The 21,569-nt window shown below is 29.9% G+C and carries 21 protein-coding genes and 1 pseudogene; 14 read left to right on the top strand and 8 right to left on the bottom strand.

Features of this window, described 5'->3' with window-relative positions:
• Positions 1 to 18: 18 nt before the first annotated feature.
• Both spx and KSU54_RS07655 read left to right on the top strand, forming a co-directional pair.
• On the top strand, positions 19 to 381 hold the full coding sequence (gene spx, locus KSU54_RS07660) for a transcriptional regulator Spx (RefSeq protein WP_003535121.1): 363 nt from the start codon (positions 19 to 21) through the stop codon (positions 379 to 381).
• A 240-nt stretch (positions 382 to 621) separates the two neighbouring features.
• Complete coding sequence (locus tag KSU54_RS07655; protein WP_003535119.1) at positions 622 to 1,101, top strand: GNAT family N-acetyltransferase; 480 nt, start codon at positions 622 to 624, stop codon at positions 1,099 to 1,101.
• A gap of 106 nt (positions 1,102 to 1,207) precedes the next feature.
• On the opposite strand, the gene KSU54_RS07650 is transcribed toward KSU54_RS07655, so the two are convergent.
• The 3 genes from KSU54_RS07650 to KSU54_RS07640 all read right to left on the bottom strand — a co-directional run bounded on the left by KSU54_RS07650 (position 1,208) and on the right by KSU54_RS07640 (position 4,006).
• A complete protein-coding gene (locus KSU54_RS07650; RefSeq protein WP_008792422.1) occupies positions 1,208 to 1,837 on the bottom strand; it encodes a LytR/AlgR family response regulator transcription factor in 630 nt (209 codons plus the stop codon).
• Positions 1,834 to 2,463, bottom strand: coding sequence for a hypothetical protein (locus tag KSU54_RS07645; RefSeq protein ID WP_003535116.1), 630 nt, complete (start codon positions 2,461 to 2,463; stop codon positions 1,834 to 1,836). Before KSU54_RS07645 ends, KSU54_RS07650 begins: the two co-directional genes overlap by 4 nt.
• Before the next feature lie 127 nt (positions 2,464 to 2,590).
• A complete protein-coding gene (locus tag KSU54_RS07640) occupies positions 2,591 to 4,006 on the bottom strand; it encodes a leucyl aminopeptidase family protein (RefSeq protein ID WP_008792420.1) in 1,416 nt (471 codons plus the stop codon).
• Between the two features lie 160 nt (positions 4,007 to 4,166).
• On the opposite strand from KSU54_RS07640, the gene KSU54_RS07635 reads away from it, so the two are divergent.
• From KSU54_RS07635 to KSU54_RS07615, 5 genes are all read left to right on the top strand, one after another.
• Complete coding sequence (locus tag KSU54_RS07635; protein ID WP_003535114.1) at positions 4,167 to 4,484, top strand: PTS lactose/cellobiose transporter subunit IIA; 318 nt, start codon at positions 4,167 to 4,169, stop codon at positions 4,482 to 4,484.
• 89 nt (positions 4,485 to 4,573) lie between these two features.
• Positions 4,574 to 5,857, top strand: a complete 1,284-nt coding sequence (locus KSU54_RS07630; protein ID WP_003535113.1) for a PTS sugar transporter subunit IIC — start codon at positions 4,574 to 4,576, stop codon at positions 5,855 to 5,857.
• Between the two features lie 65 nt (positions 5,858 to 5,922).
• Positions 5,923 to 7,761: a BglG family transcription antiterminator gene (locus tag KSU54_RS07625; protein ID WP_117792010.1), complete on the top strand. Its 1,839-nt coding sequence runs from the start codon at positions 5,923 to 5,925 to the stop codon at positions 7,759 to 7,761.
• Positions 7,758 to 8,444, top strand: coding sequence for a hypothetical protein (locus KSU54_RS07620; protein WP_003535110.1), 687 nt, complete (start codon positions 7,758 to 7,760; stop codon positions 8,442 to 8,444). Before KSU54_RS07625 ends, KSU54_RS07620 begins: the two co-directional genes overlap by 4 nt.
• The gene (locus tag KSU54_RS07615) at positions 8,422 to 9,174 is read left to right on the top strand and encodes a ChbG/HpnK family deacetylase (RefSeq protein WP_003535107.1); all 753 of its coding nucleotides are present in this window, start codon (positions 8,422 to 8,424) and stop codon (positions 9,172 to 9,174) included. The genes KSU54_RS07620 and KSU54_RS07615 overlap by 23 nt, the downstream gene beginning before the upstream one ends.
• A 65-nt stretch (positions 9,175 to 9,239) precedes the next feature.
• On the opposite strand, the gene KSU54_RS07610 is transcribed toward KSU54_RS07615, so the two are convergent.
• Positions 9,240 to 10,049, bottom strand: coding sequence for a MerR family transcriptional regulator (locus KSU54_RS07610; RefSeq protein ID WP_003535106.1), 810 nt, complete (start codon positions 10,047 to 10,049; stop codon positions 9,240 to 9,242).
• An 82-nt stretch (positions 10,050 to 10,131) separates the two neighbouring features.
• On the opposite strand from KSU54_RS07610, the gene KSU54_RS07605 reads away from it, so the two are divergent.
• From KSU54_RS07605 to KSU54_RS07580, 6 genes and pseudogenes are all read left to right on the top strand, one after another.
• Positions 10,132 to 11,862, top strand: a complete 1,731-nt coding sequence (locus KSU54_RS07605) for an ABC transporter ATP-binding protein (RefSeq protein WP_117792011.1) — start codon at positions 10,132 to 10,134, stop codon at positions 11,860 to 11,862.
• Positions 11,855 to 13,633, top strand: a complete 1,779-nt coding sequence (locus KSU54_RS07600) for an ABC transporter ATP-binding protein (RefSeq protein WP_009008518.1) — start codon at positions 11,855 to 11,857, stop codon at positions 13,631 to 13,633. Before KSU54_RS07605 ends, KSU54_RS07600 begins: the two co-directional genes overlap by 8 nt.
• A 133-nt stretch (positions 13,634 to 13,766) precedes the next feature.
• Positions 13,767 to 14,447, top strand: coding sequence for a response regulator transcription factor (locus tag KSU54_RS07595; protein WP_117792012.1), 681 nt, complete (start codon positions 13,767 to 13,769; stop codon positions 14,445 to 14,447).
• A 79-nt stretch (positions 14,448 to 14,526) separates the two neighbouring features.
• Positions 14,527 to 15,213: pseudogene (locus KSU54_RS07590) on the top strand (ATP-binding cassette domain-containing protein); the annotation flags it as partial.
• Between the two features lies 1 nt (position 15,214).
• Positions 15,215 to 16,039, top strand: a complete 825-nt coding sequence (locus tag KSU54_RS07585; protein WP_117792013.1) for a hypothetical protein — start codon at positions 15,215 to 15,217, stop codon at positions 16,037 to 16,039.
• A 143-nt stretch (positions 16,040 to 16,182) separates the two neighbouring features.
• Entirely contained in the window at positions 16,183 to 16,950 is a 768-nt protein-coding gene (locus tag KSU54_RS07580) for a sensor histidine kinase (RefSeq protein WP_199414795.1), read from the top strand.
• A 26-nt stretch (positions 16,951 to 16,976) separates the two neighbouring features.
• On the opposite strand, the gene KSU54_RS07575 is transcribed toward KSU54_RS07580, so the two are convergent.
• On the bottom strand, positions 16,977 to 18,506 hold the full coding sequence (locus KSU54_RS07575; protein WP_009299362.1) for a hypothetical protein: 1,530 nt from the start codon (positions 18,504 to 18,506) through the stop codon (positions 16,977 to 16,979).
• A gap of 161 nt (positions 18,507 to 18,667) precedes the next feature.
• On the opposite strand from KSU54_RS07575, the gene KSU54_RS07570 reads away from it, so the two are divergent.
• Positions 18,668 to 18,904, top strand: coding sequence for a hypothetical protein (locus tag KSU54_RS07570; RefSeq protein ID WP_008792410.1), 237 nt, complete (start codon positions 18,668 to 18,670; stop codon positions 18,902 to 18,904).
• 40 nt (positions 18,905 to 18,944) lie between these two features.
• Here the strand turns inward: KSU54_RS07570 and KSU54_RS07565 are convergent, their stop codons facing one another.
• The 3 genes from KSU54_RS07565 to KSU54_RS07555 are packed head-to-tail and all read right to left on the bottom strand — an operon-like array spanning position 18,945 to position 21,523.
• Positions 18,945 to 19,457: a dUTP diphosphatase gene (locus KSU54_RS07565; RefSeq protein ID WP_003535086.1), complete on the bottom strand. Its 513-nt coding sequence runs from the start codon at positions 19,455 to 19,457 to the stop codon at positions 18,945 to 18,947.
• 43 nt (positions 19,458 to 19,500) lie between these two features.
• Entirely contained in the window at positions 19,501 to 20,829 is a 1,329-nt protein-coding gene (locus KSU54_RS19280; protein ID WP_003535084.1) for a HAMP domain-containing sensor histidine kinase, read from the bottom strand.
• Positions 20,822 to 21,523 carry a response regulator transcription factor gene (locus KSU54_RS07555; protein ID WP_003535081.1) on the bottom strand — a complete coding sequence of 234 codons (702 nt, stop codon included), beginning with the start codon at positions 21,521 to 21,523 and terminating at the stop codon, positions 20,822 to 20,824. Before KSU54_RS07555 ends, KSU54_RS19280 begins: the two co-directional genes overlap by 8 nt.
• Positions 21,524 to 21,569: the final 46 nt, after the last annotated feature.

Genomic DNA, 21,569 nt, shown 5'->3' with positions numbered 1-21,569 from the left:
TATAGATGGAGGATTATTATGATTCGAGTATATACAGCTCCAGGAAGTCAGTCATGTCGAAAAGTTATTGCCTGGTTAAAAGAGCATAATTTGAGTTTTATTGAAAAAAATATTTTTTCGTCTGATTTGCATGCTAATGAATTACGTGAAATTTTAGAGCGCTGTGAAAACGGAACAGATGATATTCTTTCTAAAAATAGTAAAATAATTAAATCAAATAAAATTGATTTTGATAATATGAAAATGGATGAATTAATCGCCTTCATTAAAGCCAATCCTTCAATTTTAAAAAGACCAATTCTAATGGATGAGCATCGTTTTCAAGTTGGATACAATGAAGAAGAAATAAGAACATTCATTCCTCGTCATCAAAGAGGATAGTTAGTCTAGATATTAAAATCTAGACTTTTTACTTTATGTAAAAAGAGCATGGTTATAATTTTTTTAAATATTTATAGAAACTGATTAAGGGAGATAATAAGAGGATTTTTGAAGAAATTAATTTGAAAGTATTATAATTTAGTAAAAAAGTAGTATAATTAATATTTGATAAATGAAAATAAGTCTATAGGTATTATGAAGGATAATATTAAGAATTGAGGGTTATTTAAGGAGGCAGTCATGTTAATTCGTAGAGCAGAAAATAGAGATATTACTCAGATCAATAATTTGTTGAAACAAGTTTGTCTTGTGCATCATAAGGGAAGACCGGATTTATTTAAAAAAGGGGCAAGAAAATATAGTGATGATCAGCTTATGCAAATAATCAAAGATGATAATAGACCAATCTTCGTTGCAGTTGATAATAATGAAGTTGTTTTAGGCTATGTATTTTGTATTTTTGAACAATATTTAGATAGCAATATTTTAACAGATGTAAAAACATTATATATTGATGATCTATGTGTTGATGAAAATTCAAGAGGGCAACATATAGGTAAGCAGCTTTATGAATATTCCAAAGATTTTGCCCAAAAGAGCGGATGTTATAATTTAACACTCAATGTTTGGAGCTGTAATGCATCAGCGATGAAATTTTATGAATCATGTGGACTTAAACCACAGAAAGTTCATATGGAAACAATTTTTGATAAATCGTAATATGATAATTAGTAGTTTTTAAGAAAATGACATTAATTAAGAATAAAACATCCTCCTAATAAGGGGATGTTTTATTCTTAAAGAGATAACTTACAATATAGGAAGATTAATAATTCTTTAGAGCCTGCTTATATTTTTTTCCAATAGGAATGATAGTTTCATCAGATAACGTAATATTATCAGTATCTATTTTTTTAATCCGGTCATGATTAATGACATATGATCGATGTACTTGGATAAAACCCAAGGGTTCAAGTTTTTGTAAAGCCACTGATATTTTTTCTCTAACCTTAACCGTTGAATTTAATGTGTGAATTAAAAGATAATGAGCATATGATTCAACATAAGTAATATTTTTTACATTCATTCTAACTGTTTGATAACCACATTGAAATTCAAGCATTACCCCTAGGCCTTTATTGAGGTACTCAATCCGGTTGATTAATTCATCAAGATCGGCATTAATATTGGCACTTCGAATAAAGGCAAGTGGGTTAAATTCTAAAAGCTCAAACATAAATAAACCACTGTCAATTAGACAAACAATATTAGCGTTTGAAATACTTTTAATATTTTTAATGTTTTCAATGTCTTCAAGGTTTTTTACTTCTTTAATAAATAATGATAGATCATTACCCGTAAATGAATCTAAATAAGTTATTTGCTCTAAATGTGCATTAAGTTTTCGCTTTATTGTGTTGATATATTGATGAGAACATTCTAAAATAACTTTCATTTTTTATTACGTCCTTTTTCAATCGTATTAACATATTGATAAAAATCATTCTTATTCATCTTCAATGCTTTTCTAAGCATTAATTTATCAACAATTTCTACACCATTTGTTTCTAAAATCTTAAATGCAGATTCATAATCTCCTTTTTCCATTTGATCAATAGTACTTGGTAAAAATGCTAGAGTAGTTCCATCTTTCATTAGGAAAGTTATTTTAATTTGATAACCTTGTTGAGCATACATCATTAAAAATGGTACATATGATAAATTAACTTGTTCAATGTCCTTTGTTTTTAAAGTAATATCAGGGACTGCTTGTTTACCTGTAAGAATTCTAATAACTTCAGCAAATTGTTGGAAATATCCCTTAGTGTGGAAGTAGCGGACTTCATTATGATTGAATTCAATTATTTCACTAGAGCCGATGATTGGGGTTAAGAATAGCAAAACCGCAATAAAGATAAATATCATGATTAGAATATTAAGCTGATTATTTAGATGAAGATATTTAGAAATTAATCCATTATAGCCAACTACCGCAATAATTCCAAAAAATACTAAACCTAAATAGTTAAGGAACACTCCTTTTTTCGTCATTTTTTCACCAATTAAAATTTTGTCTTTCATTTTTAATTCCTCCTTACATCTATCATTATATGAATAATCATAAGATAGAAAATGAGTATGGCACGAATGTATTTTTTTATGGCATTAATGTTTTTAAGAAAAAAAGTGAGAGTATTATTTGATACGCTCACTTTTTGACGATTGTTTTTAAGTTAATCATATTTACAACACTACGAATCATCGCACCAGTAGCTCCGGTTCCATCATTGTCAGCACTACCGGCGATATCAAGATGTAACCATTGTGTTCCTTCTTCGATAAAAGCTTCTAAAAAGTTCGCTGCAACACTAGCTCCGCCTCCAGGTTTACCAGCTGAGTTTTTGAAATCAGCACTAGTTGATTTTAATTTTTCAAAATATTCAGGATCAAGCGGAAGGCGCCAACCTTTTTCATCACTAATCTGTAACGCTTGGACAAATTCATCATAGTATTCATCACAATTACTGAAAACACCGGTATATACATCACCAAGTGCTGAAACACAAGCGCCGGTAAGGGTTGCAAGATCAATGATTTTCTTCACTCCAAGTTGTTGGACATATGTAATAGCATCACATAAAATTAATCGTCCCTCTGCATCAGTGCTAACGATTTCGACTGTTTTTTTAGAGAGGGTTGTAATAACATCTTGAGGTTTGTAAGCTTTGTCACTAACAAGATTTTCTGTTGTTGGAATGATTCCATAGACATTTGCTTTGGCCTGACTAGCTGCTAAGATTTGCATTACTCCTAAAACATCAGCACCACCACACATATCATATTTCATACCATAACTGTCACTTTTAAGATTATAACCACCGGAATCAAATGTTAAGCCTTTACCAATTACAGCAGTATAAGGATCGTCACTATTATTATATTTTAAACAAATCATATAAGCAGGAATATTGCTGCCTTGATTAACTGATAAAATTCCTCCAGCTTCCATTTTTTCTAAATTACTTTTATTTAAGATTGTGCATTCTAGTTGTGGATATTTTTGACTAAGCTTTATCGCTTCATCAACCAGGGTATCAGGTGTCATTAAATTTGATGGTGTATCGCTAAGCATCCGCGCATAATTAATTCCCTCACCATAAACTTTCCCTAATTGGATATCATTTTCAAGTTCAGCCTGGCTAAATATTATATCAAATTCATGAATTACTTTTGGCTCATGACCAATTTTATGTTCTTGATATGAATTTTGTAAATAACTTTCGATAAAAGCTCTTGTAATTGTATGAATATCAAGATGATCAGTGTTTATCCCTTCAAGATAAATAGTAGCATGTTCATCTAATTTAATTAAAGCAGCAATATCTCTTATTTGTTTGCTTGTTATTTTTTTTGAAGAACCTAAACCAATAAATGTAATTGTTTCAAATTTATATTTTCCTAAAGTATGAATTACAGTTAGTTCTTTAAACTTCTTATTAACAAGTTTATCAAGATTGTAATCTAGAACTTTATTTAATTGTGGATCAATTAGTTGATCTTCATAGATTGGATAAATTAAATTATTTTCTAAAGTTTCAATATTTATATTTTTTATTTGTTTCATGTATGTTACCTCCGTACTTATAAGATTATCATTTTTTCTTAATAAATGAAAGGTAAACTGCTTGTTTCTTGGTATCATTAAAATAATTACTAAAAGTTCTTTGTCAATATTTCCGCCTAAGTGGAAATATCCTGTCTTTAGATACAAATGAAGGTTTTGTATGATAAAAGCAGGAGTTGATAATATGATAAATAATACCGAGCAGGAAACAATATCAATCATACAATTAACCCAGCAAAGCAGTCTAGCTTATCAAAAGGTCTTAGCATATGTCAAAGATCAAAACTTTGTCAAGGCTAATGAATACTTAATTAAGGGTAACGAAACATTACTTGAAGCAAGTAAGATTCATGCTGGATGTTTAACAGTTTCAAGTGATTTAGATTTATTATTAGTGCATGCCGAAGATATGTTAATTTCAGTTCAGTTATATAAATCACTGATTAAAGAATTTATCGATATTTATAAGAAAATATAATTTTCCTACAATAACAGGAAATTAACAGACTTCTAGTTTTATTAGGGTATTATATAATGATATTGTAAATATGAAAGGGGATAGTTTTAATGCAAAAATTAATGGACAAGATGGAGAATGTTTTAGCACCATTAGCAACAAAGATAGGGAGTAATAAAATTTTAAAAGCAATATCAACAGCTTTTAATTTAATAATGCCACTAATTATTTTAGGAGCAATATTTACTCTGCTGAGTACTTTATCACTAGATGCATATCAACAATTTTTAGCTGACTCGGGGGTCGGAACAGTTTTAAGTTTAGTGGGTAAATTTACAACTGATATGTTAGCAGTATATGTATCTTTTACTGCTGCGTATGCCTTTATAAGAAATGAAGGCATGAATACAGATGCCATACCTGCCGGTTTGTTGTCAATTTTAGCTTTCTTTATTATGACACCACTAGCAAATATTGTCGTTGAAGAAACAACTACAAGTTATATTGCTTTTGACTATTTAGGTTCAAAGGGATTATTTACGGCCTTGATCGTAGGAATCTTAGTTGGCTATATTTATACGTTTGTTGTTAAACGTGGCTGGATCATCAAAATGCCCGAGGGCGTACCACCAACAGTTGCCAAATCGTTTAATGCATTAATTCCTGGCTTTGTTATAACGACAGTATTTCTAATCATTAACGGAGCTTTTGCTTCATTAACAGGGGTAACGTTTAGTGAATGGTTCTATGGTATTATTGCGACTCCATTATCAGCATTATCAGGTAGCTTAATTACTTATATGGTCTTAACTTTGTTAGCGTCTGTTTTTTGGTTCTTTGGTATTCATGGTGGTCAAGTAACGATACCATTCTCAATGATGCTATTTATGCAGGCTGGAGTTGAAAATCAAGCAGCCTTTGCATCGGGGGCACCAATGCAAAATATTATTACTGTTGGGTTGTTATATTTCTTAATGTTAGGTGGTATTGGTAATACGCTTGGATTATCTATTGATATGTTACTTGCTAAAAGTAATCGCTATAAAACGTTAGGACGGTTAGCAATTTTACCATCTTGTTGTAGTATCAATGAACCAATAGTTTTTGGATTACCGCTGATTTTAAATCCAATTATGGCTTTACCATATTTCTTAGTACCACAAATTAATATTTTAATTACTTATTTTGCAATGAAGAGTGGTCTGGTTTCATTACCAAGAATTGCAATGGGAGCGACAGGAACACCGGTATTATTAGATGGCTGGTTAATTTGCGGAGTATCAGGAATTATTTTAGAAATTGTTTTAATTATTGTATCTGCAATTTTATATTATCCATTTTTTAAAACACAAGATAACATCGCTCTTAAAGAAGAAGCACAGATCAAGGAATAAAATTAGGCTGGATTTCCAGCCTCTTTATCATACTTTATGATAAAATATAAACGGAGGTGCGGATGATGGATAAGAATCAAAAGATGATAATTTTGGAACTAATGAATCATGAAACTGTCAGTGGTTCAAATTTATCAAGCGTAATTAAAATGAGTACTCGTTCGGTTCGCACTATTATTAAGAATATTAATGAAGATATCTGCGGTGCTAAAATAGAATCAGGAAGTTTTGGTTATCGTTTAACAATTGAAACACCAGAAACTTTTTTAGCATATCTACAAAGAGATCAAAATGGTAAAGAGGAATCACGATTAGCTTATTTGTTTAATCGATTTATTGATTGTAATAATTATCTTAAAATCGATGATCTATGTGATGAACTTTATTTATCTCGAACACAATTAAAACAAAGTTTAAAAGAATTAAGAGAATATTTACATGATTTTGATCTTACAATTACAACTAAAGCATATTATGGTATGTACTTAGAAGGTGATGAAATTAATAAACGACGTGCAATTGCTCATTTCGAAGAGTATCAAATGGACTTTGATATTCTTCAGCGAATTAGAGATATTGTAATTTCATCTATTGCAAATGCTGATTATGTAATTAGTGATGATGTATTAGATAATCTAGTTGCGCATTTATATATTGCTTATTATCGGGTCATGAAAAAAGAATATGCTAATATTGATTCTGAATGGCTTGAGGAAATTAAAGAAGAGAAAGAATATTCATTAGGTTGTGCAATTATGGAGTTGATGAATAAAATAATGGCAATGGAGTATCGAATTGAAGAGGTTGCCTATCTAACTATGCATCTTTGTGGTAAAAACAGTAAACAACTTTCTAATAATTATATAAATCAAGAAATCTTAGATATTGTAAAAGAAATGTTAATGATAATTGAAAAAGTTGCTAATATTCCATTTCAAGCAGATTTAAATCTCCAATTAGCATTATCTTTGCATTTGATTCCATTAGTAAAACGGATTCAGTACGGTACCTTTATGCATAATCCATTAAAGGATGAGATTAAAAGTAAGCTGATTATGGCTTATGAATTAGCGGTTAAAGCTTGTGTTGTAATCAATCAACGTTTTAACTGTACTTTATCAGAAGATGAAATAGCTTATTTTGCTTTACATGTTAATTTGTCTCTAGAACAAAAAAAGTATAATTTTCATCGTAATAATATTTTGGTCGTTTGTTCTAGCGGGGTGGGGAGCGCGCGTCTATTAGAATATTTCTTTAAAGAAAATTTCAATGATTATATTGAACATCTTGAAGTATGCTCATTGCATGAGCTGGAAAACATTAGTTTAACTAAGTTTGATTGTATCTTTACGACAGTTCCTTTAGCAATTAAAGTAAATATTCCAATCTTTTTAATTAATAATCTTATTAATCAAAGGGATACAATTAAAATAACAAATAATTTAAAGCAGTTAAATCAGGCTAATATACTAGATTATTTTCCAGAACAGCTCTTTTTTACATATGAATCATTTAGTTCCAAAGAAGAGGCAATTCATGAAATAATTAATGAGTGCAAAAAAAGTTATGATCTACCTGCAGATTTTGAACAGTATGTGCTTCAAAGAGAGGCGCTGGCAACAACTGAATTCAATGATTTAATTGCTTTTCCGCATTCTAATAAACCGGTTTCTAATGCTACTTTTGTAGCTGTTACGATTTTAAAGAAACCATTATTATGGAAGAAACATAAAATTAGAATAATTTTATTATCTGCAATTGAAAATAAAGCAATTAAAGAATTAGATGACTTTTATAAAATAATTTCCAATATTATTAGCGATAGTACAATTCAGTGGAATTTAATCAATAATCCTAATTATCAGTATTTTAAAGAAATCATTGAAAGGTTAGAGAGGCTATGAAAAAAATTCTTTTGGTTTGTGGTGGTGGGATGTCGACTAGTCTTTTGGTAAAAAAAATGGAAGCAGCAGACATTTATAACGAATATCAAATTAAATGTAGTGATGTTGTCAGTGGCCAAGTTTTGCTAGTAGATTATGATATTATTTTATTGGCTCCACATATTGCATATTTACAAAATGAATTTGTGCCGCTCTGTCAAAAAGTTAATATTCCATTAATGCTGATTGATAGTTATGATTATACTAAGATGGCAGGTAAAATTGTGTTAGATAAAGCAATTATGTTATTAAATGAGTTTACTAAAGAACATCCGTTTAAAGTTTTATTATTACATAGTGTTGCTGGAGCAATGTCTGATTTGATTGTTCTAGATATGAAGAAAAAAGTAATTGGTGATGAAAAGGATTGGCAGATTGAATCGCTAACTACAGAGCAGTTTGAGGATAAAAATTATGACATTATTTTATTGGAGCCTCAAATTCGTTATGAAGAAGTAAATCTTGAGCGACGTTTAAAAGAGAATCTGACAATTATAACAGTTCCGCCTATTAGTTTATATGCTTCGTTTGACGGACGAAAAGTATTGGATTATATCAAACGAGTTTATAATCAGGAAATAGATAAAAAAAGAAAAAAAGTAAAGGAGAGTATTGAGAAATATGAAATTAATAATGAGAGCTGATGACCTCGGGTTTAGCGAGGGCGTAAATTATGGTATTTATAAAAGTGTAGTAGATGGTGTAATCACTAGTGTTGGAATGATGCCTAATATGGCAAGTGCTAAGCATGGGTATGAGTTGGTTAAAGATTTAGATATCGCATTAGGACAGCACAGTAATATTTGTGTTGGAAAACCGTTGAGTGATCCTAAATTGATTCCGTCATTAGTCCAGAAAAATGGTAATTTTTGTTCCAGTAAAGAGATTCGGGCTCGTCAAGTAGATACGATCAATGTTGCTGAATGTGAAATTGAGCTGGAAGCTCAATTAGCGAAGTTTCGAGCAATCACAGGTAGAGACCCAGATTATTTTGAAGGTCATGCAGTATTTTCTAATAATTTCTTTATTGCTTTAAAAAATGTTGCTCAAAGAAATAATTTATTCTTTGAAAATCCTAGCTTGGATAAAGAGTGGGAAAAAGAATTTGGAATTACTGGATTAGGATTTATGAGCCTAGATGAACATGGATTGTATGATCCTCGTACATATATGGAAGAGCATTTAGATATTATTAAAAATAATCCTTGTGCAGTAGCTATTTTCCATCCTGGGTTTTTAGATCAGTATATTTTGGAACATTCGTCTTTTACTCTTATTAGACCTATGGAATGTGATTTTCTTTGTTCCGATTGGTTAAGTGAATGGTTAAATAAAAATAAGATAGAATTAGTAAATTTTAAAAATTATAAGTAAAAGTAGGTAATTTAAGATCTTCCTGCCCATTGGTTATTTAACTTGGGAGTCTTATACCTACTTTTTTATTCTGCTATTTCAATTGTAATACGAGTTAAGTATTCATCTTTGGAAGCTTCACAAATATCAAAAATAATATATTCTTCAAAAGCATATTTACCTAATTTAATTTTATGAAGCTCTGCATAATCGAGGATTCTTTGATATGAATCACGGAGACCATCATAACTTCCATGATGATAGCCACATAAATAATTACCACCCTTTTTAACAAATATTTGTTCACTCAGATTATTAGTTGTTGTAAATAAATAAGAGTAGTTAGATAATTGATTTTTACGAATATTTTCGACATTCATCATTACCCCAACGAATTCGCCAGTAATAATATGATTATTTTCAATAAAAGATGTGTAATCATTCATAAAGTCAGCGAAGCCTTTAGAGGTAGTGTTTTCGAGATTAGCAGATAATAATAATTTAGTTTCTTTTAAATAAGTTACTTTGATTTCATCATAATTAGCATTTAAAGCATCAGTTGTAAATGTTTGAAAATTTTTGATCATTTCGTGAATCTGCTGCATTTCATTAATATACTCAAGCAATTTAGCTTCTTGTTGATTCAATAACTCTAAAAATAATTGGGGATTGCGCTGATCAAGATATATTTGAATATCTTTTAACGACATTCCGAGTTTTTTTAAAGCAATAATTACTTTAAATGTATCATATTGACGATACGAGTAATAGCGGTAACCTTTATCATTCACATATGCTGGTTTAAATAAATTAATCTCGTCATAATGAAAAAGAACATGTTTTTCAACACCGCATATTTTAGCAAAAGTTCCACATGTTAATAATTTTTCTTTCATTTAAATAACTCCTTGACTATAAGGTTACCTTATAGTTTATCATATGATATGTTGCTTCACAATACAATGAAAGGAGAAAAATATGAAATTAATCTTAAAGTATTTAAAAAACTACAAATTACTATTCTTTTTTAATGTAATTTCAGTTTTTGGATTTATTTTAGTTGAATTAGGAATTCCGACCATTGTAGCAACAATGATAGATGTTGGGGTTACTAATAAAGACGTTAGCTTCATCTATATGATGGGTGGCTGTATTGCCTTAGTTTCACTTATCGGTGTGGGTGGAACCATTGCCCTAGGATATTGTTGTTCAAAAATATCAACTGCAATTACTCGTGATATTAGAAATGATATCTTTGCTAAAGTACAACAATTTACAGCTAATGAATTTAATCAGATTGGGACATCATCAATGATTACAAGGACGAATAATGACGCTTTTCAAATTCAACAATTTGTTAACGTATTGCTTCGGACAGCTTTGATGACACCAATTATGTTTATTTTTAGTTTTATTATGACAGCGCGGACTTCGTTACCGTTATCATATATTATTGCTGCTACAATTCCGTTGATTATCCTTGGGGTTGTCGTAGTAGCGAAGATTACTAAACCAATTTCAGAAAATCAACAAAGTTCATTAGATGACTTGAATCGTATTTCGAGAGAAAATCTTAGCGGGATTCGAGTAATTAGAGCTTTTAATAATGATCAATATGAACAAAAACGGTTTAAAGAAACAAATCATCGCTTTACTAAATATTCAAAAAAATTATTTAAAATTATGACCATGACACAGCCAATTTTCTTTATGCTGATGAATGTTGCTGGTTTGTCAATATATTGGGTAGCAGCTCATCTAATTTCTACTGGTTCTTTAGAAATTGGACAGCTTGTTGCTTTCATGGATTATTTATTCCATGCGATGTTTTCGATTATGCTTTTCTGTACGGTGTTTATGATGTATCCTCGGGCTGAGGTGTCAGCGAAACGAATTGAAGAAGTCTTCAATTTAGATCCAATAATTAAAAATAAACCTGCAGATAGCGATTTTGATGAAAAAGTAAGTATTGAGTTTGATCATGTAACTTTTGTTTATCCTGATGGTGAGGAGCCGGTTCTTCAGGATGTTTCTTTTAAAGCGAACAAAGGCGAAATGATTGCTTTTATTGGAAGTACTGGTTCTGGTAAAAGTACATTAGTGAATTTAGTACCAAGATTTTATGATGTTAGTAGTGGAAGTATTAAAATCAATGGGAAAGATATTCGTGATTATGATGTATTAGAATTACGAGATAAATTAGGTGTGATTCCTCAAAAAGCAGTATTATTTAGTGGGACAATTGCTGATAATATTCGTTTTGGGAAAAAGGATGCTAGTGATGAAGAAGTAGAATATGCTGCTAAAGTTGCGCAGGCTTATCCATTTATAATGGAAAAAGAAAATGGCTTTGATGAAGAAATCAGTGAAGGAGCGACAAATGTTTCGGGTGGTCAAAAACAACGATTAAGTATTGCTCGGGCATTAGTTCGTAAAGCTCAAATTTATATCTTTGATGATTCTTTTTCAGCATTGGATTTTAAAACAGATGCAATTTTAAGGAAAGAGTTAAAAAAAGAAATGACCGAATCAATCATGCTAGTTGTAGCTCAAAGAATTTCTAGTATTATGGAGGCAGATCAGATCATTGTTTTAAATGAAGGTAAGGTCGTAGGAAAAGGAACACATCATCAATTATTAAAGGAATGTCAAATTTATCATGAGATTGCAACTTCTCAATTAAGTGAGGAGGAATTAGCAAATGCATAAAAAATATAGTTTTAAAAAAAGTTTAAAGGGTTTAATACCATTTATTAAGCCGTATAAATGGCAATTTATTATTGCTATCCTAATGATTTTTGCTTTCAATATTTCAATGGTTTTAGCACCAACATTTGAAGGAATGATCACTACTCAATTAGCGAGCGATGTTGCTAAAAGCAGTAGTTTAACAAGTGTGGATATTAGCTTTGGGGCAATTATTAAAATTGTACTTAGTTTAGTAGTCATTTATATTATTAAAACAGTTGCTCAAATGATTTCAGTAGTTTATTTGACGAATGCAATTCAGCAAGCAATGGAAGATCTTCGTAATGCTTTACAAAATAAGATTCGTAAATTACCAGTAAGATATTTTGATAATCATCATTTTGGAGATGTTTTAAGTCGAATTACTAATGATGTTGATGCTATTTCTAACGCTCTACAACAAAGTTTTACGCAGATCGTCAGTGGAGTATTAACTGTTACTTTAGCGTTAACAATGATGTATATGATTAATCCTAAGATGGCAATTATTGGAACGATGATTATTCCATTATCGCTATTAGTAACTAAGCTAGTTGTAGGAAAAAGTCAAAAATTATTTAAAAATCAACAAGATGCGCTTGGTGAATTAAATAGTACTGTAACTGAAATGTATACAGGATATAATGAAATTTTATTATATAATCAACAAGTGGAATCAGTTGAAAAATTTAAAAAAATTAATGAAAATTTAAAAGAAAATGCCTTTAAAGCACAATTCGTTTCATCAACGATTGCACCTTTAAATGCATTAGTTACTTATTTAGCAATTGGGGCAGTTGCTGTAGTGGGAACTGCTGATGTAATTGCAGGAACATTTTTAGTTGGGCAGTTACAAGCTTTTATTCGTTATATTTGGCAAATTAATGATCCTTTATCGCAAATATCTAACTTATCATCACAAATTCAGTCTGCTTTTGCAGCACTAGGAAGGGTGATTGAGTTATTGGAAGAACCGGAAGAAGTACCGGAAGCTAATCCGCCTAAACATTTGAGCGAAGTGGCTGGAAATGTTGATTTTGAACATGTTAAGTTTGGTTATTATGAAGAAAACTTAATGAAAGATTTGAATGTTAATGTTAAAAGTGGTCAGATGGTTGCAATTGTTGGACCGACTGGAGCAGGAAAAACAACAATTATTAATTTACTATTACGTTTTTACGATGTTAAAGGTGGTAGTATTAAAATAGACGGCGTTGATATTCGTGATTTACCACGGGAAGAGTTACGTTCTATGTTTGGAATGGTTTTACAGGATACATGGCTATATTCTGGAACAATTTATGATAACATTCGTTATGGTCGTTTGGATGCTCGCAAAGATGAGATTATTAATGCTGCTAAAATGGCCAATGTTCATCATTTTATTAGAACTCTGCCAGATGGATATAATTCACATATAAATGAAGAAGCCAATAACATCTCGCAAGGGGAGAAACAATTATTAACGATTGCCCGAGCAATCTTAAAAGATCCTCAAATCTTGATTCTTGATGAGGCGACTTCATCGGTTGATACCCGTTTAGAAAAAATGCTGCAAGAAGCAATGCAGCGGGTTATGAAAGGGCGGACAAGTTTTGTTATTGCCCATCGTCTATCAACTATTAAGAGTGCTGACTTGATTTTAGTAATCAATAATGGTGATATCGTCGAACAAGGAACACACGAAGAATTATTAGCAAAACAAGGTGAGTATGAAAAATTGTATAATTCACAATTTGCTCATAATTCATAATCCAGAAGTATCTAAACTTAGATACTTCTTTTTCTTATTAGAAATACAAAGATAAGCTCTTAAAACCAATATGTCTTGGAGAGGTATATTGTGTTATACTATCACTGTGTAAGTGAAGGAATGTAGTATAACAATGGTAAAAATATTGATCGTAGAAGATGACAATGATATTAATAATATGATTCATGATCTATTAAGATTAAATTGTATCGAAAGTGTTAGTGCTTATTCTGGGACAGAGGCATTACTTTTATTAGATGAACATGTAGATTTAGTACTTTTGGATTTGATGTTACCGGGTCTTAGTGGTCAGGAAGTAATTAAGGAAATCAAAAAGAAGAAAGATTTACCGGTGATTATTTTAACTGCAATCGATAAAATGGATACAAAACTTGACCTATTTACTTTGGGAGCTGATGACTATTTGATCAAACCATTTGATAATAATGAACTTTTAGCAAGAGTAAAGATACAATTAAAGCATCGGCAAGTAGCTTTTTCATCAGCTCTAGCAGCTCTAATTACTTATAAAGATATTATTCTTGATGAAAATAGTTATAAAGTGACTTGTAATGAGATAAAAATAAATTTATCTAAAATTGAGTTTAAACTATTAAAAATATTATTAGAAAGTCCAACTCGTGTTTTTACAAAAGATATTTTATTTGAAATGGTTTGGGACCACGAAGATTCAGGTGATGATAATACGCTAAATGTTCATATTAGTAAGATTCGTAGTAAGTTAAAACAAGCTAATCCAAATCAAGAGTATATAGAAACAGTCTGGGGAATTGGTTATAAAATAAAAGGATAACGGAATTAAGACTTATTTAAGAATTGATTAAGAGTTATTTAACTCTTTTTTTATACAGTAAAAGGGTAGGAGGGATAGTAAAAATAGGATGGGATGTATGATTGAAAGTCCAGCGTTTTATCCTAATTTATCAGCATATGATAATTTAAAGTATTACTGTATTTTAAAAGGAATTATTGATCGTCACAAGATTGAGGAAGTACTAGAAAAGGTTAAATTAAATAATACTGGTAAAAAGAAATTTAAACAGTTTTCATTAGGAATGAAGCAGCGTTTAGGAATTGCTTTGGTAATTTTAAATAATCCTGATTTTATAATTTTAGATGAACCAATCAATGGTTTAGATCCATTAGGAATTAGTGAGATTAGAGAAACGTTATTGCAATTACAACAAGAAAATATAACGATTTTGATTTCTAGTCATATTTTATCAGAACTGTATTTAGTAGCAAATAAGTTTGGAATTCTTGAAGGTGGTAAGATCGTTAAAGAATTATCAAAAGAACAGTTAGATAATGAGTGTAGTCATTGTTTATTACTTAAGGTAAATGATATAAAAAAAGCTAGTGTCTTATTAGAAGAAGAACTAAAGACAGCTAATTACAAAGTCTTAAATGATCAAGAAATTCGTCTATATGATTATTTAGATGCACAACACATTGTTAGTAAGGCAATAGTTGAAAAGGGAATTGAACTTTATGCAATTAGTGAAATTGGAGTATCGTTAGAAGAGTATTTTAAAAATATTATTAGGGATGGTGAATAGAATGTTGAATATCATTAAAGCTGATTTATTTAGGATTTTTAAAGGAAAAGGAATTTATGTTTGTCTTCTAGCAATCATCGCACTGTGCAGTGTTTCAATTTATTTAAGATCGCCAGGTCATATTGGAATAAGTGGCGGGTTAACGAGTAATTCAGAAGTAACTAAAGAAGATGATTTAGCAGCTCCAGAAGATGTAAGAAAGGTAGCTGGTGAGAGTAATGAGCTATTAGATGAAGGGATGATGAAAGTTAATGGGAATCTGTACTATGTACTGATTTTTGTAGTCTTTGCAGTTATTTGTGTTGATTTAGCTAATCATACTGCTAAAAATGTTATCTCTACAGATGTTTCACGGACGACATACTATTTCGCTAAGCTCCTTTTGACATGGGGATTAGGGATAGCAATAATAGCAATCAGTACTTATTTAGGTTATTTTGGTAATATTATCTTTAATGCACCGAGTCATTATTCTAGCTTTTTAGATATAACAATAATTATGCTGCGACAGTTGCCGATCTTTTGTGGTATAATGAGCGTACTAGTGATGATTGCCGCAATAACACAAAAAACATCACGATATAATGCAATCGCAATCGTGTTAGTTATGGTATCACAGATGCTATTAATGACAATTATTACTGTTTTTAATATTGATGGTAGTATAATCATGCAATTTGAGTTTGAAACAATTCTTCGGGACATGGCAGTTATTGGACAGATAGAAATAAAGACATTGTTAACAGGAATTTTAACAGGAATTGGATTGATCATCGCTTCAAGTATGATAGGAGTAACGTATTTTAAACGATACAATATTAAATAATCAGGAGGTAGCTGAATGTTAGTAATAGTGATAATTTTGATCATTTTACTGCTTATTGCTACCTGTTATATTTTTAATTTAAAAAAAGTATTAGAAAAGCGGCTAATGATATTAATAAAATAAGTGGGCTTGATACTAATGCTTTGATTACAACAACTAACGGGAATCTTGAACTTAGAGAATTATTACAAGAAGTAAATGAAATGATGCTAACGTTTAGAAAATTAGAGATTGATATTGAAAAGAAAAATAATAGTTTGCAAAAAACAATTGTAAATATTTCTCATGATTTAAAAACGCCATTAACTTCGGCCTTGGGCTATGTCGAATTGTTGCAAAAATATGAGCTAAGTGGAGAAGAGCAGCATAAATATGAATCAATTATTATTGATAAGTTAAAACAGCTATCGCAATTGATAGAAGATTTTTTTACTTTTACTAAAATCATTTCCAATGAAGAAAAATTTGAATTAAAGTTATTAGATATTAATCGTATTTTTGAAGAAGAGTTAGTTTGTTATTATCAAGATTTTAATAGTCAAGGGCGGATGATCTATATTGAAGGTAATAAAAAAATAGAGATGCTTAGTAATGAACGGATCTTACGGAGAATTTTTGATAATTTAATTATTAATGCTTTGAAGCATAGCCGTGGAGATATTTATATTTCTATTAATACGGGAGCAGAAATTTGTTTCCAATTCAAAAATCGATTAGATGAGCCAATCATAGTTGAACAAATATTCGATGAGTTTTATACTTCTGATATTTCTCGTACAAAACAAAATACTGGCTTAGGATTAGCTATTGTTAAAGAATTTACTGAGATCTTAGGGGGAAGTGTAACTGCTAAGATAAGTGAAAATAATTTAATAATCAGTTTGATTTGGAATAAAAAAACCACTTCTTAAATATTTTAAAAAGTGGTTTTAGTTTTTTATTTGATTAATTCTAAAGTTTGATCATCAAATTTTTCTTTTAAAGCAGTTTCCAATGCATTTAGATCTGATAATTCTTTACCATCACTGCCATATAAAGAAGCCCCATACCAATAATGTGACTTTTCATCTAAATAGGCAGAATCAACATCATCGACATAGATTGCGGCATAGTAAGTTTCAACGTCTTGTTGGCCACTGAATGATGAGGTATATGTTTCGTCAATTTTATATATAGCAATAACACTGTCGTTATCATCATCTTCCCCTTTGGCAAACCAAAGAGAATTAAATTCATGATTATAAGTAAAAGAATAACCATCTTTATAGCGATTCTTTATGTTTTTGTCAGCTTCTTTTTTTAATTGAGTAATAACTTTTTCTGGTATTTTACTGCTATCTTTAAATTTTTCAATTAGACCTTTAACAGTAAAAGTTTTAGAATCATTAGTTACTTTGATTTTATTTGCTTTAGCCAATTCTTCTGAGTATTTAATCGTTACAGTTATTTTATCACCATTAGATAGATCTCCAGAAAAATCATAGTCAGTATAAGTGCTGCTAACAAAGTTAGATAAATCAGAATTATTTTTGTCATAATCGATATTGCTTTCAACATCTTTTATATAACCACTTCCGTCTTTCCCGGTAAATTCAACAGTAATATTTTTACCTAGATCAATACTAGTATAATTAAAGAATGTATCATATATTTTATAACCACCAAAGCAAACAATAAGAGCAGCAGCAACACCAATCGTTATTTTTCCGTTTTTTGTTTTAAAGAAGTCTTTGATTTTTTGTGTATTGATAGTTGCCGGTTTAGTTTCAGAAGCATTAGGTTCAACCGTGTTAGTTTCAGTTTCTCCGTTTTCTTGTGTTAACTCATTATCAGCTATCGTAGAATCGTCTTCGACAGTTGTAGAATCTTCATGAACAGGTTCTTGAGCTGGAACAGCAGTTACAACTGGTTCATCAAAATTGAAATGAAACCCTTCAATATTAATAATTTTTTTAACAATTAATAATAAAACAATATTGATAATAAATACAAAAATTGATAAATACATAAAATATTTAAGGTTGCTTGCAGCGCTAGTTACGGAACTAAGTAATCGTGCTGAATTCATAGTCATAAGTGATGAATAATCACCACTAATTGCAACTCTAAGAATCTTACAAATAGCATTGATTCCGGACATTGATAATAGTAATAATATTGAGTTGATACATGAAACGATGAATTCCCCTAGCATCACGTATTCTTGCTTATTTTTTTTGAAAAAATAAACTCCACTAAGAATGGCGGTTACAATGGCCAATATAATAAATAGATAAAATATAATTTGAATAATTGTAACCATTGATCCAATCGTTCCAGCTAATTCATTAATATCATTGATATTAACATTAGATGATGTTGTTGGACCGAATTTTGAGATTAAATACAATAATGTAACTATCCCTGACAAAACTGTCGATAAAATAAAAACAGTTTTCTTTTTAGCATATTTCATTAAAATATCCATAATAATTCCCTCCTATACTAATATATTATCAAAAAAGATAACATATTACTAAAGATTTTGTAAATAAATAGGGAATCATGGGAATTGATAAAAAATACTATGTTATAATGATAAAAGAAGGAATAAATGAATCATAACAAAGTCATATGGAGGTGGATGAAATGAAATTTTATCAGTATATGTATTATAGTTTTTTGGGGTTGACTTTATTTTTATCACATTTATTATGTATTGTTGTGGCATATCAATATTGTTTGATTGAACATCATAAAACGACTAGTTTTCCACCGTACGTTGCCTTTTTTTCAGCGATTCCATTTTTAATAGGAATTATTGTTTGTTTAATAATAGCAATTAAATTTAAACAACATTATCAAGAAAATAAAAATAACTTATAAAAAAATCAGATGGTTCACTATAATCAACCATCTGATTTTTTTATTTAGTTGTTGAACCAAAACCGCCATTACGTTCATCAGTCGTATTGTCATCTTCAACAATACCGTATTGTAGGAAGATTCCTTGTCCAAAACCTTGGCCAGCTTTTAATTCAACTGTTTTATCTTCATTACTGTCATTAGTTATTTTAATAAAAATATGACCTTCGTTGTCACTATTGAAATAATCACTATCAATGATTCCAACTGTATTGTTTAATTGTAAACGATATTTAAAACCAAGTCCGCTTCTTGGAAAGATAGCAAGAACCCACCCATCGTTGATAGAAACTCTAATTCCAGTAGGAATTTTAATTGTTTCATGAGGTTTTAAAATGAAATCGATAGGGGTATAAAAGTCATAACCCGCAGAACCGATAGTAGCGCGCTTAGGTAATTTAATTGAAGCATATATATCATTAATGGCTGCCTCATCATATTTAGGAAAACTGTCCTTGAAATCAATTATAAATTGTTCTTTAGATACTTTATGAAATTTTGCTATTGCCTGCATAATATCTCCTTTTAATTAAAATTATAGCAACATTATACACTAATTATTGCATTAAAGGAATTGTAATTGATACTGTGAAAGTACTTTCTTCGTCAAGAACTGTAAAAGTACCATCGTGAATCTTGATCATTTGTTGGACACTTTTAAGACCGATTTGATTACTTTCAATATAGTTAGCACTATGTTTTTTTGTATTTTTAATCGTTAAGCCTAGATTTTCAATATCTTCATCGATCAATAAAGTGATATAAACGGGCTGTTTAATATCTGCGTATTTTAAGACATTGGAAAAAACATTATTAATAATTCGTTTGACTAAATTAATATTACCGCGAATAAAGTAATCAGAATGCTTAATGTTTTTGATTACTTCAAAACCATTTTCTTCTAAGACACCAATATTTTCTAAAATATATTCGTAAATTACGCCGAGTGACATCTTAGATAATTCAGTATCTTGATCTTTACTAAAGACGAGAAAGTATTCAAACATTTTATTTGCTAGTTCATTAATTTGATTTACTTTATCAATTGAATTTTTCAAATATAAATTATATTGATCTTCATTTTTAAATTTCTTTAGTCTAATAATATCTAAATATCCCATTAAAGAAGTTAAAGGAGTTCGCAAATCATGAGAAAGTGCTGTAACTAATTCATAATTAGCTTTGCGATTAGCTTCTTCAGTAGCAAAGTTGTCTTTTAAGGTTAGGCGAAGATTATCAATTTGATTAGATAATTCTGCAATTTCATCATTACTATTAATTTTGATTGTATGGTCTAAATCACCTTGTGACATAATTGTAACTTCATTTTTTAATGTTGTCATATAATTTACTTTACGTCGAATAAATAAAAAGGTTGGAAGTAAAAAGGTAAATAAGGCAATGACAATTGAGGCAACGATGTAAGGAACGACTAATTTAGCTAAAGCATATGAGTAAACATACATTTCAATGGTTCCATCTTTTAACTCAATTTCTGTACTATAATCGTCACCGTTATAAATTGCTTCAGTATCATATACTGTTGAACCGATGATAAAATTGTCAAGCATGGTAGCAAAAGAACCAGTAATGGCAAGGTTATCAGCCTTATTATATAGATTGACACTATAAATATCGCTAGTACCTAAGATCTTATCTAGAGTATCGACATCAGTAATTGATACATTTTGATCAATAATTTGATTTTCAATATTATTTGCATAAGCTTCAGTATTTTCAGAGATGACCCCTAAGTTTTGGGTAAATTCAAAGAAACTTTCTTTACCGGCATAAAGTAGACAAAAAGTTGCCACCCCTAAGGTTCCACAAATAATGATAATGGCACTAATTTGAATACTTAATTTATTAAAGAAATTTTTAATCACAACGATAACCCTTACCCCAAATTGTTTTAATTATTTTTGGATTTTGAGGATCACTCTCTATTTTTTTACGAAGATTTCGAATATGAACCATAATTGTGTTATTAGCACTATAATAATAAGGTTCATTCCAAATACTCTCATACAATGTTTGCGTTGAAAAAATTCTTTTACGATTACTTAATAAAAGATAAAGAATTTGGTATTCTAGGTAAGTTAATTCAATTTGTTCTCCGTTTAGATACACTGCTTCACTGTTAGGATTAATAGTAATATTATTGTAAACAATGTTGTCATCATTATTTTCTTCTTTTTCCATTTTACCTTGATAAACATAGTATCGACGCAACAATGCCTTCACTCTTGTCGTTAATTCATTATAAGAGAATGGTTTTGATAAATAATCATCCCCACCACTAGAAAAACCAAGTGTTTTGTCACTTTCTTGACCTTTTGCTGTTAAAAATAAGATTGGGGCGTTAGATTTTTTTCTAATTTCAACACAGGCTTGGTAACCATTGATTATAGGCATCATAATATCGAGAATATATAAATCGATATCATCACTAACCATATCAATTGCTTCTTGGCCATCTTTAGCCTCAATCACATCATAACCTTCACTTGAGAGCAAAACATTTAATACTTCTCTAATTTCAGGATTGTCATCGACAATTAAAATTTTATTGTTCGTCATATATTCACCAACTTTCGTATTTATTATACATCATAATGGAAATTAA

Source organism: Erysipelatoclostridium sp. MSK.23.31 (assembly GCF_019125875.1).
Taxonomy (GTDB): domain Bacteria; phylum Bacillota_I; class Bacilli_A; order Erysipelotrichales; family Coprobacillaceae; genus Thomasclavelia; species Thomasclavelia ramosa.
The sequence above is the reverse complement of the archived record's forward strand: the minus strand, read 5'-3'. Positions and strand labels throughout refer to the sequence as shown.

What these genes read in the sequence shown, in the direction of transcription:
- KSU54_RS07555 (WP_003535081.1), bottom strand. Translation starts at nt 21,523, where the DNA reads ATGACGAACAATAAAATTTTAATTGTCGATGACAATCCTGAAATTAGA.
- KSU54_RS07610 (WP_003535106.1), bottom strand. Translation starts at nt 10,049, where the DNA reads ATGAAAGAAAAATTATTAACATGTGGAACTTTTGCTAAAATATGCGGT.
- KSU54_RS07570 (WP_008792410.1), top strand. Translation starts at nt 18,668, where the DNA reads ATGAAATTTTATCAGTATATGTATTATAGTTTTTTGGGGTTGACTTTA.
- KSU54_RS07600 (WP_009008518.1), top strand. Translation starts at nt 11,855, where the DNA reads ATGCATAAAAAATATAGTTTTAAAAAAAGTTTAAAGGGTTTAATACCA.
- KSU54_RS07650 (WP_008792422.1), bottom strand. Translation starts at nt 1,837, where the DNA reads ATGAAAGTTATTTTAGAATGTTCTCATCAATATATCAACACAATAAAG.
- KSU54_RS07565 (WP_003535086.1), bottom strand. Translation starts at nt 19,457, where the DNA reads ATGCAGGCAATAGCAAAATTTCATAAAGTATCTAAAGAACAATTTATA.
- KSU54_RS07595 (WP_117792012.1), top strand. Translation starts at nt 13,767, where the DNA reads ATGGTAAAAATATTGATCGTAGAAGATGACAATGATATTAATAATATG.
- KSU54_RS07640 (WP_008792420.1), bottom strand. Translation starts at nt 4,006, where the DNA reads ATGAAACAAATAAAAAATATAAATATTGAAACTTTAGAAAATAATTTA.
- spx (WP_003535121.1), top strand. Translation starts at nt 19, where the DNA reads ATGATTCGAGTATATACAGCTCCAGGAAGTCAGTCATGTCGAAAAGTT.
- KSU54_RS07605 (WP_117792011.1), top strand. Translation starts at nt 10,132, where the DNA reads ATGAAATTAATCTTAAAGTATTTAAAAAACTACAAATTACTATTCTTT.
- KSU54_RS07655 (WP_003535119.1), top strand. Translation starts at nt 622, where the DNA reads ATGTTAATTCGTAGAGCAGAAAATAGAGATATTACTCAGATCAATAAT.
- KSU54_RS07615 (WP_003535107.1), top strand. Translation starts at nt 8,422, where the DNA reads ATGAAATTAATAATGAGAGCTGATGACCTCGGGTTTAGCGAGGGCGTA.
- KSU54_RS07630 (WP_003535113.1), top strand. Translation starts at nt 4,574, where the DNA reads ATGCAAAAATTAATGGACAAGATGGAGAATGTTTTAGCACCATTAGCA.
- KSU54_RS07625 (WP_117792010.1), top strand. Translation starts at nt 5,923, where the DNA reads ATGGATAAGAATCAAAAGATGATAATTTTGGAACTAATGAATCATGAA.
- KSU54_RS07620 (WP_003535110.1), top strand. Translation starts at nt 7,758, where the DNA reads ATGAAAAAAATTCTTTTGGTTTGTGGTGGTGGGATGTCGACTAGTCTT.
- KSU54_RS07575 (WP_009299362.1), bottom strand. Translation starts at nt 18,506, where the DNA reads ATGGATATTTTAATGAAATATGCTAAAAAGAAAACTGTTTTTATTTTA.
- KSU54_RS07635 (WP_003535114.1), top strand. Translation starts at nt 4,167, where the DNA reads ATGATAAAAGCAGGAGTTGATAATATGATAAATAATACCGAGCAGGAA.
- KSU54_RS07645 (WP_003535116.1), bottom strand. Translation starts at nt 2,463, where the DNA reads ATGAAAGACAAAATTTTAATTGGTGAAAAAATGACGAAAAAAGGAGTG.
- KSU54_RS07585 (WP_117792013.1), top strand. Translation starts at nt 15,215, where the DNA reads ATGTTGAATATCATTAAAGCTGATTTATTTAGGATTTTTAAAGGAAAA.